This window comes from Flavobacterium tagetis, from assembly GCF_016735615.1.
Classification (GTDB): domain Bacteria; phylum Bacteroidota; class Bacteroidia; order Flavobacteriales; family Flavobacteriaceae; genus Flavobacterium; species Flavobacterium tagetis.
Map to the genome: position 1 here is coordinate 1,056,641 of NZ_JAERSF010000001.1, position 16,237 is coordinate 1,072,877.

The 16,237-nt window shown below is 33.8% G+C and carries 19 protein-coding genes; 18 read left to right on the top strand and 1 reads right to left on the bottom strand.

Translation table 11 applies throughout. From position 1 onward, the window contains the following. The 16 genes from flxA (at position 1) to JI750_RS04640 (ending at position 14,884) form a co-directional block, all read left to right on the top strand. Entirely contained in the window at positions 1–1,521 is a 1,521-nt protein-coding gene (gene flxA, locus JI750_RS04565) for a flexirubin biosynthesis tyrosine ammonia-lyase FlxA (RefSeq protein WP_201999147.1), read from the top strand. Between the two features lie 40 nt (positions 1,522–1,561). Continuing rightward, entirely contained in the window at positions 1,562–2,782 is a 1,221-nt protein-coding gene (locus JI750_RS04570) for a WG repeat-containing protein (RefSeq protein ID WP_201999148.1), read from the top strand. A gap of 94 nt (positions 2,783–2,876) precedes the next feature. Next, complete coding sequence (gene flxB, locus JI750_RS04575; RefSeq protein WP_201999149.1) at positions 2,877–3,608, top strand: flexirubin biosynthesis SDR family reductase FlxB; 732 nt, start codon at positions 2,877–2,879, stop codon at positions 3,606–3,608. 190 nt (positions 3,609–3,798) lie between these two features. Further along, positions 3,799–5,034, top strand: coding sequence for a beta-ketoacyl-[acyl-carrier-protein] synthase family protein (locus JI750_RS04580; RefSeq protein WP_201999150.1), 1,236 nt, complete (start codon positions 3,799–3,801; stop codon positions 5,032–5,034). Then, positions 5,027–5,281, top strand: a complete 255-nt coding sequence (locus tag JI750_RS04585; RefSeq protein ID WP_008465907.1) for an acyl carrier protein — start codon at positions 5,027–5,029, stop codon at positions 5,279–5,281. Before JI750_RS04580 ends, JI750_RS04585 begins: the two co-directional genes overlap by 8 nt. Further along, positions 5,282–6,163, top strand: a complete 882-nt coding sequence (locus tag JI750_RS04590; protein WP_201999151.1) for a lysophospholipid acyltransferase family protein — start codon at positions 5,282–5,284, stop codon at positions 6,161–6,163. Positions 6,164–6,474: 311 nt separating this feature from the next. Next, the gene (locus JI750_RS04595; protein WP_201999152.1) at positions 6,475–7,377 is read left to right on the top strand and encodes an NADPH-dependent FMN reductase family protein; all 903 of its coding nucleotides are present in this window, start codon (positions 6,475–6,477) and stop codon (positions 7,375–7,377) included. Positions 7,378–7,394: 17 nt separating this feature from the next. Then, positions 7,395–8,528, top strand: coding sequence for a dialkylresorcinol biosynthesis protein DarB (gene darB, locus JI750_RS04600; protein WP_201999153.1), 1,134 nt, complete (start codon positions 7,395–7,397; stop codon positions 8,526–8,528). Continuing rightward, positions 8,528–8,959 carry a hotdog family protein gene (locus tag JI750_RS04605; RefSeq protein ID WP_201999154.1) on the top strand — a complete coding sequence of 144 codons (432 nt, stop codon included), beginning with the start codon at positions 8,528–8,530 and terminating at the stop codon, positions 8,957–8,959. The genes darB and JI750_RS04605 overlap by 1 nt, the downstream gene beginning before the upstream one ends. A 7-nt stretch (positions 8,960–8,966) precedes the next feature. Beyond that, positions 8,967–9,431, top strand: coding sequence for a hotdog family protein (locus JI750_RS04610; RefSeq protein WP_201999155.1), 465 nt, complete (start codon positions 8,967–8,969; stop codon positions 9,429–9,431). Positions 9,432–9,753: 322 nt separating this feature from the next. Beyond that, positions 9,754–10,158: a flexirubin biosynthesis protein DarG gene (gene DarG / locus JI750_RS04615; protein ID WP_201999156.1), complete on the top strand. Its 405-nt coding sequence runs from the start codon at positions 9,754–9,756 to the stop codon at positions 10,156–10,158. Further along, positions 10,159–11,157 (top strand): BtrH-related acyltransferase DarH, encoded by a 999-nt coding sequence (darH, locus tag JI750_RS04620; protein ID WP_201999157.1) that lies wholly within the window; start codon positions 10,159–10,161, stop codon positions 11,155–11,157. 63 nt (positions 11,158–11,220) lie between these two features. Continuing rightward, positions 11,221–11,919: an ABC transporter ATP-binding protein gene (locus JI750_RS04625; protein ID WP_201999158.1), complete on the top strand. Its 699-nt coding sequence runs from the start codon at positions 11,221–11,223 to the stop codon at positions 11,917–11,919. Then, positions 11,909–13,192 carry an ABC transporter permease gene (locus JI750_RS04630; RefSeq protein WP_201999159.1) on the top strand — a complete coding sequence of 428 codons (1,284 nt, stop codon included), beginning with the start codon at positions 11,909–11,911 and terminating at the stop codon, positions 13,190–13,192. The genes JI750_RS04625 and JI750_RS04630 overlap by 11 nt, the downstream gene beginning before the upstream one ends. After that, positions 13,167–13,616 (top strand): acyl-CoA thioesterase, encoded by a 450-nt coding sequence (locus JI750_RS04635; protein WP_201999160.1) that lies wholly within the window; start codon positions 13,167–13,169, stop codon positions 13,614–13,616. Before JI750_RS04630 ends, JI750_RS04635 begins: the two co-directional genes overlap by 26 nt. Positions 13,617–13,744: 128 nt before the next feature. Beyond that, on the top strand, positions 13,745–14,884 hold the full coding sequence (locus tag JI750_RS04640; protein ID WP_201999161.1) for a beta-ketoacyl-[acyl-carrier-protein] synthase family protein: 1,140 nt from the start codon (positions 13,745–13,747) through the stop codon (positions 14,882–14,884). Between the two features lie 12 nt (positions 14,885–14,896). Here JI750_RS04640 and JI750_RS04645 read toward each other — a convergent pair whose 3' ends face one another. Next, positions 14,897–15,082: a hypothetical protein gene (locus JI750_RS04645; RefSeq protein ID WP_201999162.1), complete on the bottom strand. Its 186-nt coding sequence runs from the start codon at positions 15,080–15,082 to the stop codon at positions 14,897–14,899. A gap of 138 nt (positions 15,083–15,220) precedes the next feature. Between JI750_RS04645 and JI750_RS04650 the strand changes: the two genes are divergently transcribed. Then, the gene (locus tag JI750_RS04650) at positions 15,221–15,763 is read left to right on the top strand and encodes a hypothetical protein (RefSeq protein ID WP_201999163.1); all 543 of its coding nucleotides are present in this window, start codon (positions 15,221–15,223) and stop codon (positions 15,761–15,763) included. Between the two features lie 15 nt (positions 15,764–15,778). Continuing rightward, entirely contained in the window at positions 15,779–16,237 is a 459-nt protein-coding gene (locus JI750_RS04655) for a hypothetical protein (RefSeq protein ID WP_201999164.1), read from the top strand.

A 16,237-nucleotide genomic window follows, 5' to 3' on the forward strand; every position in this document is an offset into this window, starting at 1 on the left:
ATGAATACAATAAATGAATATCTAAGTTTAGCAGAATTTGAAGCCATAATCTTTGGGAAAAACAAAGTTGCCATAAGCGATGTGGTTCAAAATCGAGTAAACGAAAGTTTTAATTTCTTAAAAGAATTCTCAGGAAATAAAGTAATCTATGGAGTAAATACTGGCTTTGGTCCGATGGCTCAATATAGAATTAAGGAGTCAGATCAAATTCAATTGCAATATAATTTAATCAGAAGCCATTCTTCTGGAACTGGAAAACCTTTAAATGCTGAGTCCGCAAAAGCAGCAATTTTAGCACGATTAAATACCCTTTCTTTAGGAAATTCAGGAGTTCATTCTTCTGTTATTCATTTAATGGCAGAATTGATCAATCGAGATATTACGCCTTTAATTTTTGAACACGGTGGTGTTGGTGCCAGCGGTGACTTAGTACAATTATCACACTTAGCTTTGGTTTTAATTGGCGAAGGAGAAGTTTTTTATAAAGGAGATAGACGCCCAACGGCAGAAGTTTTCGAAATTGAAGGTTTAAAACCAATTCAAGTAGAAATTAGAGAAGGTCTGGCATTAATCAACGGAACTTCTGTAATGACAGGAATTGGAGTGGTAAATGTTCATTATTCTAAAAAATTATTAGACTGGTCGTTAAAAGCTTCTTGTGCAATTAACGAATTAGTTCAAGCTTATGATGATCATTTTTCTGAAGAATTAAACCAGACTAAACGCCATAAAGGACAACAGGAAGTTGCTGAAAGAATGAGACAAAATCTTTCTGACAGTACTTTAATCCGTAAAAGAGAAGATCATTTATATTCTGGCGAAAACACCGAAGAAATCTTCAAAGAAAAAGTTCAGGAATATTATTCATTACGTTGTGTTCCTCAAATTTTAGGACCAGTTTTAGAAACTATAAATAATGTAGCTTCTATTTTGGAAGACGAATTTAACTCGGCAAACGACAACCCAATTATAGACGTAAAAAACAAACATGTTTATCATGGCGGAAATTTCCACGGAGATTATATTTCGCTAGAAATGGATAAATTGAAAATCGTTATTACAAAATTAACGATGCTGGCAGAACGTCAATTGAATTATTTATTGAATTCAAAAATTAACGAAATTCTTCCTCCATTCGTAAATTTAGGAACATTAGGATTTAATTTCGGAATGCAGGGCGTTCAGTTCGTTGCGACTTCAACAACTGCCGAAAACCAAATGCTGTCTAACCCAATGTATGTACACAGTATTCCAAACAACAATGACAATCAAGACATTGTAAGCATGGGAACTAATGCGGCAGTGATTACATCAAAAGTAATTGAAAACTCATTTGAGGTTTTGGCAATCGAATTAATCACAATTGTTCAGGCAATTGATTATTTGAAACAAAAAGATCAAATTTCGTCTACAACTAAAAAATGGTATGACGATATCAGAAATATAATTCCAGAATTTAAGGAAGATCAAGTAATGTATCCTTTTGTTCAAAAAGTAAAAGATTATTTGATCAACAGTTAAAAATCTTTATTTTACAGTATTAATATTGAATCTTAAAATCATGAAAAAGTCACTTGTTTTTTTATTGCTAAGCTGCATTCAATTTGTTAATAGTCAAGAATTAGCATTAGTTAAAAAAAATTCCAAAATTGGATATATCTCTAAAGATGGATCTTTTAAAATCGAACCTCAATACAAATCTGCAAGAAGTTTTTCTGACGGATTAGCTGCCGTAGAAAATGGCGGAAAATGGGGTTTTATTGATGCAAAAGGAAGCTGGGTAATTCCAGCCGATTTTAAAGATGCTAAAGATTTTAACAGCGGAATCGCAGTTGTACAAAAAGACAAAGACTGGGTTTACATTAATACAAAAGGAGAAGTTCAAAAAGGACCAACTACAGACAAAGTATTTGATTTTAATGACGGAGTTGCTTTTTTCAGACAAAACAACAAAGTGGGGTTAATCAACAACAAAATGAATGTTGTTTTAGAACCAAAATACGATCAGATCAAACCTTTTGAAAATGGTTACGCCAGAGTAGAACTGAACAAAAACTGGGGAATTATTGATGCTAATGGAAAAGAATTGGTTGAACCAGTTTATGCCGAAGTAGGAAATTATTTTAAAGGAACAACTTGGGCTAAAAAAGATAAAACTTTCGGATTGGTAAGCGGTGGAAAATTTATTCCGGTTGAAGGAGCCGAAAAAATCTGGGATTTTGAAACTCAGGATTTGACTTTTGCTAAGAAAAACGGAAAAATTGGTTATATCGATTTAAAAGGAAATTGGGCCATTCTTCCTATTTATGATAAAGGAAAAGCGTTTTCAAAAAATTTAGCTCCAGTCTTGGTTGGAAAAAAATGGGGATTCATTAATCCAGAAGGGAAATTTGTGATTGAACCAACTTACAGCGATGCAGAAGTTTTCAGTACAAATGGTCTGGCTCCTGTAAAAGAAAGCAATTGGGGATTTATAAATGAATCTGGAAAATTGGTTATTCCAACTCAATACGGGATTACTGCAAATGCCATAATCGCAATGTTTGTACAACAAGACAAAGGATTTATTGATGGCGTTGCACGCGTAAAAAACGAAGGAAAATGGGGATTTCTAAAACCAGACGGAACTGTATTAGCCAACCAATGGTTTGAAAATGCTGAACTGTTTTCTAAAAGTGCCGAAAAACCACAACCAGTAGCTGCTCCTGCTGAAAAACCAAAACAGGAAACTAAAGCTGCGACAAAACCAGCAGCAAAGCCTGCACCGAAAAAAAAGAAATAATATTTATCTCCAAATAAATTAGACATTTGCATAAATGAAATCGCATTCTATAAAGCGGTTTCATTTATGATGAATAAAAATAAACCCTACATCAATGAAGTGTGTATTAGTAACAGGCGGTTCGAGAGGAATTGGAAGTGCGATTTGTAAAAAACTAGCCGTAGAATCCGATTATCATATTCTGATTAATTATCATTCGAATAAAACAGCTGCCGAAGAGACATTACAAGAAGTACAAAAATTAGGCGCAACAGGAGAAATCTTAGGTTTTGATGTTTCTAATTTTGAAAACGTACAAAATGTTTTAACTGCTTGGCAGGAAGCAAATCCTGAAAAATTGGTTGAAGCAATTGTAAACAATGCCGGAATCACAAAAGATGGTCTTTTTATGTGGATGACACCAGAAGACTGGAACGGCGTTATGAATACAAGCGTAAACGGTTTCTTTAATGTTACACAATTTTTTATTCAAAAAATGCTACGCAATAAATACGGCCGAATTGTAAATATGGTTTCGGTTTCTGGAGTAAAAGGTACTGCAGGACAAACCAATTATTCGGCTGCAAAAGGTGCAATTGTAGCGGCAACCAAAGCTTTGGCTCAGGAAGTTGCCAAAAGAAATATTACTGTAAATGCTGTTGCTCCAGGTTTTATTAGAACTGACATGACGAGCGAATTGGACGAAAAAGAATTATTAAAGCTCATTCCGGTTAACCGTTTTGGCGAAGCCGAAGAAGTGGCAGATTTGGTAAGCTTTTTGATTTCTAAAAAAGCAAGCTATATTACAGGAGAAATTATCAATATTAACGGCGGAATATATTCTTAAAGAATACTATGTTTGCGAAGATTATTTAAAGTTTTTTAAACATAGAAAATTGCTCGCAATCCCGATGGCTATCGGGAGCTAAGTCGCAAAGTTTAAGCAAAAAGACTTTAAAAAAACTTAGTGCCTTAGTGCCTTTGCGGCAAGATTAAAAAATTACACTTTAAGGATAAAAAATTACTTTTGAAAGACGATGAATAGACGAGTTGTAATTACTGGAATGGGAATTTATTCTTGTATCGGAACTTCTTTAGACGAAGTAAAAGATTCGTTATACGAAGGAAAATCTGGTATTCAGTTTGATACTGAACGTAAAGAATTTGGTTTCCAGTCGGCCTTAACAGGGATGGTTCCGAAAGCCGATCTTAAAAATTTATTGACGCGCAGACAACGTATGAGCATCGGTGAAGAAACCGAATATGCTTATATGGCCACTATAGAAGCTTTAAAAAACGCTAACATTGATGATGCTTTTTTTGACGAACGCGAAGTAGGTATTATGTACGGAAACGACAGCGTTTCTAAAGCTATTATTGACGCAACAGATATTGTTCGCGAGAAAAAAGACACCGCTCTTATTGGTTCTGGCGCTATTTTTAAATCGATGAATTCTACGGTTACGATGAATCTTTCGACGATTTTTAAACTTCGAGGTATCAATCTTACCGTTAGTGCAGCCTGTGCCAGCGGTTCTCATTCAATTGGTTTGGCTTATTTTTTAATCAAAAGCGGTTTTCAAGATATTGTTATTACTGGCGGCGCTCAGGAAATCAATAAATATGCTATGAGCAGTTTTGACGGATTAGGCGTTTTCTCTAACCGAGAAGGCGATCCAACAAAAGCTTCTAGACCTTTTGATATTGGTCGTGATGGATTAATTCCGAGTGGTGGTGGTGCAACTTTAATTTTAGAAAGTTACGAATCTGCCATTGCACGTGGTGCCAATATTATTGCTGAAATTGGCGGTTACGGATTTTCATCAAATGGCGGACATATTTCTACTCCAAACGTAGAAGGCCCCGCAACAGCAATGAAGCGCGCACTTGACGATGCAAAATTAGAAGCTTCAGATATTGAATATATAAATGCTCATGCAACCTCAACACCTGTTGGAGATGCTAATGAAGCTAAAGCTATTTTTGAGGTTTTTGGAGAAAAAAATCCTCCAGTGAGCTCTACAAAATCTATGACAGGCCACGAATGCTGGATGGCGGGAGCCAGCGAAATCATTTATTCTATCTTAATGATGCAGCACGATTTTATCGCGCCAAACATCAATTTGGAAAACCCAGATGAAGATGCGTCAAAATTAAATTTAGTTAAAACTACGTTAAACAAAAAATTTGACATATTTTTGTCCAATTCTTTCGGTTTCGGAGGAACCAACTCTGCGTTGGTGGTTAAAAAGTTTAAATTGAACAATGAATAAAGAAGAGATTATAGCAAAAATTAATGGTTTTTTAGTTGATGAATTTGAAGTTGATAATGACGACATTGAACCAAATGCTAATTTAAAAGATACACTTGGGTTAGACAGTCTGGATTATGTTGACTTAGTCGTTTCAATAGAGGCAAACTTTGGTGTAAAACTAGTTGAAGCAGATTTTGTTGGAATTTCTGATTTTCAAAGTTTTTATGACTTAATCGAAACTAAAATCAAAGCCAAATCAGCTTAAATGAGTCAATGGGATGGTAAATCCAAAGGAACTGTTTTAGGTTATAAAATATTCGTTTTTTTAATTCAAAAAGCGGGTGTAAAAGCTGCTTATGTCTTACTTTATTTTGTTGCTTCCTATTATTTTTTATTTCTAAAAAAAAGCAACAGAGCCATTTTCTATTACTTTAAAGAAAGACTTCAATACTCCTATTTCAAATCCAAAAAAATGGTTTTCAAAAGCTATTATACTTTTGGACAAACCATTATTGACAAAGTTTCTATTTCTGCAGGAATGCGAAACAAATTTACCTACGAGTTTGACGGAATAGAAACACTCAAAAAATTACTTGCCGAGAAAAAAGGAGGCGTCCTGATTAGCGCTCACGTTGGTAATTTTGAAATTGCAGAACATTTTCTGGGAGACATTGACCTTAATTTCCAGATAAATTTAGTGACGACAGATTTAGAACATTCTGCCATTAAAAATTATCTAGAAAGTGTTTCTCAAAAACCAACCGTAAAATTTATCATCATTAAAGAAGATCTCTCTCATATTTTTGAGATCAATGCTGCTTTGGCAAATAATGAATTAATCTGCTTTACTGGCGACCGTTATTTTGAAGGAACTAAATCTCTTTCTGAAAGCCTGCTTGGCAAAGAAGCCAATTTTCCTGCAGGTCCATTTTTAATTGCTTCACGATTAAAAGTTCCTGTCGTTTTTGTTTACGTCATGAAAGAGCCAAATCTTCATTATCATTTGTACGCAAGAGAAGCCGAAGTAAAACATCGAGACGAAAAAGCACTTTTGAAGGAATATGTAAAAAGCGTAGAAAGCATTCTTCATCGATACCCTTTACAATGGTTCAATTATTTTGATTTTTGGAACGACATAAAATCTTAATTTTTTAGCCACGACCCGAGCGATAGCGAACTGGCGAAGCAATTCACGAATTTCGCTAATTATTTGTACCGAAATTTTAGCTGTGAATTTCACTAATTTACATTAATCTATTTTTTGTAAAATCATAACTTTTGCACGAATGATAATTCGTGAAATAAATGTCATTCATAATTTAAACAAAATCATTCATAACAGCTGTATTTTGAATAATCCGTGAATTCGTGGCTAATAAAAAAACGTTGGTCGAAATAAGAAAATTCGTTTAAATAAATTTACTTACTTTTGCGAACCACCAAAGCCAAAAAAACCTAATGAAAAATGTTCTCGTAATTTATTATTCCCAATCTGGACAATTGGAATCTATTGCAAGAAATATTGCAAAACCATTTCTAAATTCAGAAGAAATAAATCTTACTTTTCACGAAATACAATTAGAAAAACCATTTCCGTTCCCTTGGAACAAAGAATCATTTTTTGATGCGTTTCCAGAATCATTTTTACAGATTCCAACAGCATTAAAACCAGTTCCAGAAGAAATCCTAAATACAAAGTTTGATCTAGTTTTATTTCATTATCAGGTTTGGTATTTATCTCCTTCAATTCCGATCAATTCATTTTTGAAAAGTGACGATGCCAAGAAAATCTTGAACAATACGCCTGTTATTACTATCAGCGGTTCAAGAAATATGTGGATTATGGCTCAGGAAAAAATCAAAGTTTTACTCAGAAAAGTCAATGCCAATTTGGTTGGAAATGTAGCTATGGTAGACCGCGTAGGAAATTTAATCAGCGTTATTACAATTGTAGAATGGATGTTTTCTGGAGTTAAGAAAAAGTATTTAGGTATTTTTCCGCTTCCAGGGGTTTCAGAAAAAGACATACAAGAATCGAGTCAGTTTGGAGAAATCATGCTTGATTCTTTACAAAAAGACAATTTAACACAATTACAACCAAAATTAGTAGAGGCAGGCGCTGTAAAAATAAGTTCCTATTTAGTGACTGTTGACAAAACGGCCAATAAAATTTTTAATAAATGGTCAAACATCATTTATAAAAATCAAAAAAACCGAAAACAGCTGCTTAAAGTATTTAATGTTTATTTATTCCTTGCGATATGGTTAATTTCACCAATAGTGTATATATTGCACCTTATTACCTATCCGCTTAAGTTAAAAACTATAAAAAAGGAAACTCAATATTATCAGGGAGTTTAGAAGACGAAATTTAGATTATGTTTGAAGTATATATTACAAAAGCTGCAAAATATTTGCCAAACGAAGCCGTTTCAAATGATGAAATGGAAGCCTACTTGGGCCTTATCAATGATACTGCTTCAAAAGCAAGACGTATTATTTTGCGCAATAATAAAATTACAAGCCGATATTACGCTGTTGACAAAGAAGGAAAAAGCACACACAGCAATGCCGAATTAACAAGAAATGCAATTTTACCATTATTCGACGAAAATTTTACGCCTCAAGATGTAGAAGTACTTTCATGCGGGACCTCAACTCCCGACATTTTTCTGCCTTCGCACGCTGCGATGGTTCATGGTCTGCTAAAAAATAAATCGGTAGAATTAAACTCTTCAACAGGAGTTTGCTGTGCCGGAATGAACTCTCTTAAATTTGGTTTTCTTTCTATTAGATCTGGAAATTCAAAAAATGCAATCTGCACAGGATCAGAAAAAGTTTCTACTTGGCTGAATGCTCAAAAATACAATCACGAGGCCGATAATTTAAAAAGCCTTGAAGAACAACCTATTATTGCTTTCAAAAAAGATTTCTTACGTTGGATGTTATCTGACGGTGCTGGAGCTTTTTTATTAGAAAACAAACCAAGAGGACCAATTTCACTTAAAATAGAATGGATGGAAGCTTTTTCGTATGCGTACGAATTGGAAACTTGCATGTATGCTGGAGGTGATAAATTGGAAAATGGAGAAATTAAAGGCTGGAGCGATTATTCTCCAGAACAATGGCTAAACGAATCTGTTTTCTCAATAAAACAAGACGTTAAATTATTAGACGAATTTATCCTGTCAAAAGGTGCAGAAAGCATGAAAGACGCCATGGATAAAAACAATATTAAATCGGAAGATATCAATTACTTTATTCCTCACGTTTCTTCTAACTTTTTTGTTGAAGGATTGAAAAAAGGATTAACTGAAAAAGGTATCGGAATGAGCGATGACAAATGGTTCATGAATCTTTCTCGAGTAGGAAATGTTGGCTCTGCTTCTATTTACCTAGCTCTTGAAGAATTATTGAATTCAGGGAATTTGAAAAAAGGAGATAAAATTTTATTATCTGTTCCAGAAAGCGGAAGATTTTCTTTTGCTTATGCATATTTAACTGTTTGCTAATGGAAACAATGGCACTTCTAGAAAAAGAAATGGTCGAAAATTTACTGCCACAAAAGTTTCCTTTTGTGATGGTAGATGCTATGCATTCTTATTCTGAAACTTCTTTGGTTGCTGGTTTAGAAATTCAAAGTAATAATATTTTTGTTGCTGAAAATACTTTTCTGGAAGCAGGACTAATCGAACACATGGCACAATCTGTGGCATTGCATACAGGATATCAATATTTTTTAAGAAACGAAATTGCGCCAACTGGTTATATCGGATCTATTAAAGAAATTGAGATTAAAAAGCTACCAAACGTTAACGACAACATTCAATCGGAAGTAACAATTCTACAGGAATTTGCAGGAATTACTTTAGTAGATATTGTGACCACTTTAAACAATGAAGAAATTGCCAGAGGACAAATGAAAACTGTTTTGGCAAAATAAAACAATAATGAAAGCTACTGCTGTTGACATACAAAATTATTTACCGCACCGAGCGCCAATGCTTATGGTGGATTTAATTTTGAATATTGATTCGAGTTCAGTAGAAACTGTTTTTCTTGTTGAAGCAAACAATATTTTTGTTCAAAACAATACTTTTATTGAAGCAGGCTTAATTGAAAATACCGCTCAGACTTGTTCGGCAATTGTTGGAAAAAAATACTTTTTTGATGACAACGGAATTGAAAATGAAAATGTAAACGTAATTGGATTTATTAGTGCTTTGAAAAATGTAAAAATTCATGCGCTCCCAAAAGTCGGTGACACTATTATAACCAAAGCAGATTTAGTTTCGAAATTTACTGGCGACGATTACACTTTATGTACAATGAGCTGTAAAAGTTCAGTCGAAGACCAGATACTCTTAGAATGTGAAATTAACTTGTTCATTCAGAAAACAATTTCAGTTGGATAATTTTAAAAAAGTCATTTCACATTTAGGAATTCGAATCGGGATTTTATTGTCATTGTTTGGATTATTAGTCTTGTATTGGAGCTTCGTTTATGACCCGCATTCACTTTGCGATCAAGACCAACATAGACATACAGATGCAGGTTTAGGAATGTTTTTTTTAGCATTATTCATCACTGTTTTTTTCTATTTTGGATTATTAATAGAAATGATTTATTTATTCGTGAAGAATAAGCGAATTTTAGCTTTCGCAAATCTTGGATTTTTAATAATTAGTTTATGTATACTTTCAATCTGTATGTTTCTAATAAATTAAATTAGCAAAATGGAAAAAGATCAAGTACCTCAGGATCAAAGCAACTTAACGAAAAACAACGTTAAAGAACTTTTGTACGCAACAGATGAAAATGGTAATTATACCACAACATTAAGTACAGGCTGGGAACCTAAAACAATAGCACTTTCAAATTCTATTGACGAAATAAACGAAAGAATTGCCGATGCGAAACAGCAGGTTTTAAACGGCGAAGTAAGTCCGATTGTGTATTTTATGGAAGCCAATAAAATGGATCTTAACATATTATCCAGTTACGTCGGGTTTTGGAAATGGCGCGTAAAAAGACATTTTAAACCTAGTGTTTTTGCAACTTTAAGCGATAAGGTTTTACAGAAATATGCCGATACATTTGGAATTTCAATCGAAGAATTAAAAAACAGCATTACCAAATAAATGGAATTAACTTTCACACATCATCAGTCTGCTCATTGCGAGAATGGAGTAGCGTCAAATCTGCTAAAAAACAGCGGACTAAACATTAGCGAACCGATGGTTTTTGGTATTGGCTCTGGATTATTTTTTGTATATCTGCCTTTTATAAAAGTTAATCATGCACCAGCAATCAGCTACAGAACTTTACCTGGACAGATTTTCAATAAAGTTGCAACCCGTTTAAATTTAAAAATAAAAAGACAAAAATTTTCTTCTATAGCAAATGCAAATAAAGCATTAGACGAAAATTTAAAAAATAATATTCCAACCGGATTACAAGTTGGCGTTTACAATTTAAGTTATTTTCCAGACGAATATCGTTTTCACTTCAACGCGCACAATTTAGTCGTTTACGGAAAAACCGAAACCGAGTATTTAGTGAGCGATCCAGTAATGGAAACCGTTACGACTTTAACTTATGAAGACATGAATAAAGTACGTTTTGCCAAAGGAGCTTTTGCACCTCGCGGACAAATGTACTATCCGATTCAGATTCCAAAAGACGTTGATTTAAAAAGCGCCATCATTAAAGGAATCAAAAATACATGTCGAGATATGCTCGCGCCAATGCCAATTGTTGGTGTTCGCGGCATTAAAATGGTTTCTCGCCAGATTCGTAAATGGCCTGCAAAACATGGCGTTAGAAAAGCCAATCATTACTTGGCGCAAATGGTTCGCATGCAAGAAGAAATTGGAACTGGAGGCGGTGGTTTCCGTTTTATTTATGCGGCATTTTTACAGGAAGCTTCGGTTATTTTGGGCAACGAAGAACTGAAAGCGCTTTCTAAAGAAATGACTCAAATTGGAGATTCATGGCGTGATTTTGCCGTTGAAGCTTCAAGAATTTACAAAAATAGAAGTGCCAAAGAAGACGCCTACAATACTATTGCCGATGAACTTTTGGACATTGCCAATAGAGAAGAAATCTTTTTCAAAAAACTAAAAAAAGCGATCAGCTAAAACACTATTTTGCAATCTATCATTCAAATAGAATCCCTTTCGAAAAAGTACAAAAATGCAGAAATGTATTCTTTGAACAATGTTTCGCTAAATATAAATGAAGGTCAGATTTTTGGCTTGCTTGGACCAAACGGTGCCGGAAAAACAACCTTAATTTCCATCCTCTGCGGATTGGTAAAACCAACTTCGGGACATTTTACAATTGATGGTTTAGACTATCAGCATCAGGCTTCAAAAATTAAAAAAATCATAGGCGTTGTTCCTCAAGAATATGCTTTGTATCCAACATTGACTGCCAGAGAAAATCTGCTTTATTTTGGAAGCATGTACGGTTTAAAAGGTTCTGATTTAAAAGATAAAGTAATCGAAACGCTAGATCTTTTAGGTTTATTGAAATTTGCCGATAAACAAGTTCAGACTTTCTCAGGCGGAATGAAACGCCGTGTCAACCTGATTGCCGGAATTCTTCATAATCCGAAAGTTTTGTTTTTGGATGAACCAACAGTTGGTGTCGACGTGCATTCTAAAACTGCCATTATCGATTATTTGAAAGTGTTGAACCAAAACGGAACGACTATTATTTATACCTCACATCATTTGGCTGAAGCCGAAGATTTCTGTTCTCAAATTGCCATTTTAGATCAAGGACAAATTTATGCGCAGGCAACTCCGTCAGCATTAATTGAATCTACAAAAGATGCTCGAAATCTCGAAGATGTTTTTATTTCATTAACTGGTAAAGCGTTGAGAGATGATATATAAAATTTGGATGTCGGTAGTAAAAGAATTCCTTTTGCTAAAAAGAGATTTAGGCGGACTGATTATTTTATTTGTCATGCCTTTGGTTCTGGTAATTGCCGTAACCTTAATTCAAGACAGTACTTTTAAAGCGGTGACTGATTCTAAACTTCAGATTCTTTTGGTCGATAAAGACCATGGATCTGTTTCTAAAACCGTTTTTGAAAATTTAGAAAAAAGCAAATATTTTACCGTTGTAACACAAATCGACAATAAACCGATTACTGAAGAAATTGCAAAAGAAAATGTATACAAAGGAAAATTTCAATTGGCAATTGTAATTCCAGAAAACCTAAGTTCTGATTTGCAAGAAAAAGTAAATCAGAATGTAGAAAAAATCGTGAGCAATTTAGGATTGACGGACAGTACAACGGCTGCCGAACCTCAGCGCGTTATTAATGAAAAAGAAGTAAAACTGTATTTTGATCCAGCGGTACAAATGAGTTTCAAAAATGCGGTTATGAGTTCGATTGATAAAATGATTTCGCAGATTGAAACCAAATCAATTTACAGCACTTTTCAAAAACAATTAGGCGAAGAAACAATCGATTTTGAGCAAAAGAACTTTATTACTTTCAAAGAAATAATCCCGAGAATCAACAACAAAGAAATTCGTCCAAATTCCGTTCAGCATAATGTTCCGGCGTGGACACTTTTTGCAATCTTTTTTATCGTGATTCCGTTATCTATCAATATAGTAAAAGAAAAATCGCAAGGAACTTTTGTTCGATTAAGAACCAATCCGGTTTCTAATTTAGTGGTGATTATCGGGAAAACCATCACCTACTCGATCATCTGCATGATTCAGTTTTATATGATGGTTGCAGTTGCTGTGTTTTTATTTCCATCAATCGGATTGCCTTCATTAAACATCGAAGGTCATTTCTTGCTGACAAGTGTTGTAGCATTATTTTCAGGTTTTGCAGCCATCGGGTTCGGAATTTTATTGGGAACTGTGGCGAGTACACAAGAGCAATCTGCTCCTTTTGGTGCCACAAGCGTGATCATTCTAGCAGCAATTGGTGGTGTTTGGGTTCCTGTTTTTGCTATGCCCAAAATCATGCAATATATCGCAAAATCATCTCCAATGAACTGGGGATTAGAGGCTTTTTACGATGTATTGCTTAGAAACGTTTCTTTCGTCGAAATCATACCAAGAATAAGTTTATTATTTTTGTTTTTCATTATTACCACTTCCATCGCATTATTTTATGATAAAAAGAAAAGAGCAGTTTAAAGAAGCTACAGATCTAACCGTTTCGCACGAAATCAGGATTCGTTTTAACGAAACAGATCCGCTTGGAATTGTTTGGCACGGCAATTATATCACTTATTTCGAAGATGGACGTGAAGCGTTTGGGCGTCAACATGGACTTACGTATCTGGATATTGCCAAAACGGGTTATACGACGCCAATTGTAAAATCGACTTGCGAACACAAATTGTCTTTGCGTTATGGTGATGTAGTAACAATTGAAACCACTGTTGTTGACACTCCTGCGGCTAAAATGATTTACCGTTTTAAAATTATTGATGACAATGGAGAAGTGGCCTGTACAGGCGAAACCACTCAGGTTTTTTTAGATGCAGCAGGAAATTTAATGCTGACAAATCCGCCTTTTTATGAGGAATGGAAAAGGAAAGTTGGGTTGTTGAAATAGTTTTTTTTTTGCCACAGATTACACAGATTAAAAGGATTTAAAAAAATCTGCTCGCCCAAGTGATAGTGAAGAGGCGAAGCAATCTGCCAAATCTGCGAGCAAAAATTTCACGAAATTAAAATCATAAAATGTCAAGAGAAATATATATCACAGAAACGAATTGTATCACGCCTTTAGGTTTTGATGTTGAATCTAATATCAGCGCCATTCTTAGTGGTGATTCTGGAATTCAGCTCCATAACGATGTTTCTTTGATGCCGAATCCGTTTTATGCTTCGATTATTTCTGATGAAAAAATAAACAGTGCTTTTTCAAAAATCAGCGCTGATACCAAATATTCCCGTTTAGAGAAAATGATGATTTTGGCTTTAGAACCTATTATCAAAAACTCAAACGTAGAACTAAATTCAAAAACGGCTTTTATACTTTCTACCACAAAAGGAAATGTTACCGCTTTAGCAAATAATTCTGAAGAAAGTTTCAACAACGCACATTTAGATGTTTTAGCTAAAAACGTTGCCAATTTCTTCGAATTCCAAACTCAGCCAATTGTGGTTTCGAATGCTTGCGTTTCTGGAATTTTAGCCGTTTCTGTTGCCAAAAGAATGATTCAATCTGAACTTTACGACAACATTTTTGTAGTGGCTGGCGACGAAGTTTCAGAATTTGTTTTGTCTGGTTTTAATGCATTCCAAGCGATGAGCGAGCAACCTTGTAAACCGTATTCTAAAAACAGAACCGGAGTAAGTTTAGGCGAAGCGACAGCAGCTATTTTAGTTTCGGCGGAAGCCAAAAATGCTAAAATAAAAGTGATTGGAGATAGTTCGATAAACGATGCCAATCATATTTCTGGACCTTCAAGAACAGGTGAAGGTTTGTTTAGAAGCATTCAGAATGCCTTAAAAGAAGCACAAATTGAAGCTAACAAATTAGATTATATTTCAGCCCACGGAACTGCAACTCCTTACAACGACGAAATGGAAGCGATTGCGTTAACTCGTTTAGATTTACAAAACGTTCCTGTAAATAGTTTAAAAGGTTTTTACGGTCATACACTTGGCGCTTCGGGATTATTGGAAACGGTTATAGCGATAGAATCTGCCAATCAAAATACACTTTTTGAATCAAAAGGTTTTGATGAAATTGGGGTTAGTGAAACAATCAATGTTATTGAGAAAAACGAAGAAAAGAAAATTGATTATTTTCTGAAAACGGCTTCTGGATTTGGAGGTTGTAATACGGCTGTGGTTTTTGAAAAAGTGAAATAAATAATAACAGAACTATTTATTAAAGAATGCTGAACCATTTAATTCTCTTTCTTTTAAAATAGTATCAACAATTTTAATGATTTTAATTTTTGAAACATTTTGATTCTCTAAATTCATAGTAGAATATACAGTATCAACAAGCACTTTTGATAAAAAGCCTTTTTGTTTTAATACTGGATATTTTTCGTAGAATTTCATGAGATATCAAATCTATAAAATTTAATTCCAACTTGTAAATAAATCTTACAAGTTCAACATAGTTAATTAAAAAATGAAGCTATCAAAATTCATATTTATAACACTCACCATTCTTTCATCTTTTGGATGTAAGAAGAAGTGCCTAAATCTGAATTTGAAAAAGAGGTTTTAAATAGTGTTTTTGTCGAAATTGTAGATTCTATTTATATAGATCGAAGAACTATGTACCCTCCTCCAATGCCAAGATTAGATTTTAAAACAAATAAAGAAGATACAATCGGTTATCATGAAAAATTAAAAAGATATCAGATTGAACAAGACAGTATTAAAAATGACAAAAACAGAATTTTAATTGGTGTTTATGATTTTGTAGTAAGTAATGGAATTAATGATAGCAAATTTGACTTGACTCCTTTTAAAAATAATAAAAAGTTTGATTTTCAATATACATCTAAATTTCCTGAAGAAATATATTGGGACATAAACGACAAAAAAAGCAAAATGCCGGTTGGCACTATTAAAGTTTATAAAATTTATTTCAATAAAACGAGGACATATGGAGTTTTATCTGTCCGCGCTTCATGTGGGGGAGGAAAATGCGGAAGAGGATTTGAGATTACAATTGAAAACAAATCCGAAGAATGGCATATTACAAATATTGTTGATACTTGGGTTTCATAAAAATTAATCCTTAAAATGATTCAAAAATCTAAGAAAAGTATATTAAAAATAGGAGGCATTTTATTGTTTCTTTTTCTTTTTTATAAGTTAGGAAATGCATTTGCCCCAGGAAGTTATCCTTATGCCGAACATTATGAATTTAATTATTCCGAGCAAAAAGTAGTAGAAGCAATCGAAATAATTAAAAGAGAAAATATAAATTTAAAAGTCGGAAAAGTCTGGGAAGATACTAACCCAACAGATCATTGGAATCATATATATTTTAATTTTCATAACAGAATGTTGTTAACATGGTTACGATCAGATGGCGAAAATAAAACAATATTTGCATTTGTAAGCATACAGGGCGAAAACTCTAAGTGGAAATCTATCAATAATGATTTCGGTTATTTCGAAAATCGAAAAATTAAAAAGGAATTTGAGAAAGAGATCGTAGAAAAGATAAAAAAACAATTAATGAAAAGTTCTCATTAA

Excerpts from the sequence above, each read along its gene's own strand:
- darH (WP_201999157.1), top strand. The coding sequence starts at position 10,159 with ATGGAATTAACTTTCACACATCATCAGTCTGCTCATTGCGAGAATGGA.
- darB (WP_201999153.1), top strand. The coding sequence starts at position 7,395 with ATGTTTGAAGTATATATTACAAAAGCTGCAAAATATTTGCCAAACGAA.
- JI750_RS04590 (WP_201999151.1), top strand. The coding sequence starts at position 5,282 with ATGAGTCAATGGGATGGTAAATCCAAAGGAACTGTTTTAGGTTATAAA.
- JI750_RS04645 (WP_201999162.1), bottom strand. The coding sequence starts at position 15,082 with ATGAAATTCTACGAAAAATATCCAGTATTAAAACAAAAAGGCTTTTTA.
- JI750_RS04595 (WP_201999152.1), top strand. The coding sequence starts at position 6,475 with ATGAAAAATGTTCTCGTAATTTATTATTCCCAATCTGGACAATTGGAA.
- JI750_RS04585 (WP_008465907.1), top strand. The coding sequence starts at position 5,027 with ATGAATAAAGAAGAGATTATAGCAAAAATTAATGGTTTTTTAGTTGAT.
- JI750_RS04625 (WP_201999158.1), top strand. The coding sequence starts at position 11,221 with ATGTATTCTTTGAACAATGTTTCGCTAAATATAAATGAAGGTCAGATT.
- flxA (WP_201999147.1), top strand. The coding sequence starts at position 1 with ATGAATACAATAAATGAATATCTAAGTTTAGCAGAATTTGAAGCCATA.
- JI750_RS04635 (WP_201999160.1), top strand. The coding sequence starts at position 13,167 with ATGATAAAAAGAAAAGAGCAGTTTAAAGAAGCTACAGATCTAACCGTT.
- flxB (WP_201999149.1), top strand. The coding sequence starts at position 2,877 with ATGAAGTGTGTATTAGTAACAGGCGGTTCGAGAGGAATTGGAAGTGCG.
- DarG (WP_201999156.1), top strand. The coding sequence starts at position 9,754 with ATGGAAAAAGATCAAGTACCTCAGGATCAAAGCAACTTAACGAAAAAC.
- JI750_RS04610 (WP_201999155.1), top strand. The coding sequence starts at position 8,967 with ATGAAAGCTACTGCTGTTGACATACAAAATTATTTACCGCACCGAGCG.
- JI750_RS04630 (WP_201999159.1), top strand. The coding sequence starts at position 11,909 with ATGATATATAAAATTTGGATGTCGGTAGTAAAAGAATTCCTTTTGCTA.
- JI750_RS04640 (WP_201999161.1), top strand. The coding sequence starts at position 13,745 with ATGTCAAGAGAAATATATATCACAGAAACGAATTGTATCACGCCTTTA.
- JI750_RS04580 (WP_201999150.1), top strand. The coding sequence starts at position 3,799 with ATGAATAGACGAGTTGTAATTACTGGAATGGGAATTTATTCTTGTATC.
- JI750_RS04605 (WP_201999154.1), top strand. The coding sequence starts at position 8,528 with ATGGAAACAATGGCACTTCTAGAAAAAGAAATGGTCGAAAATTTACTG.
- JI750_RS04655 (WP_201999164.1), top strand. The coding sequence starts at position 15,779 with ATGATTCAAAAATCTAAGAAAAGTATATTAAAAATAGGAGGCATTTTA.
- JI750_RS04570 (WP_201999148.1), top strand. The coding sequence starts at position 1,562 with ATGAAAAAGTCACTTGTTTTTTTATTGCTAAGCTGCATTCAATTTGTT.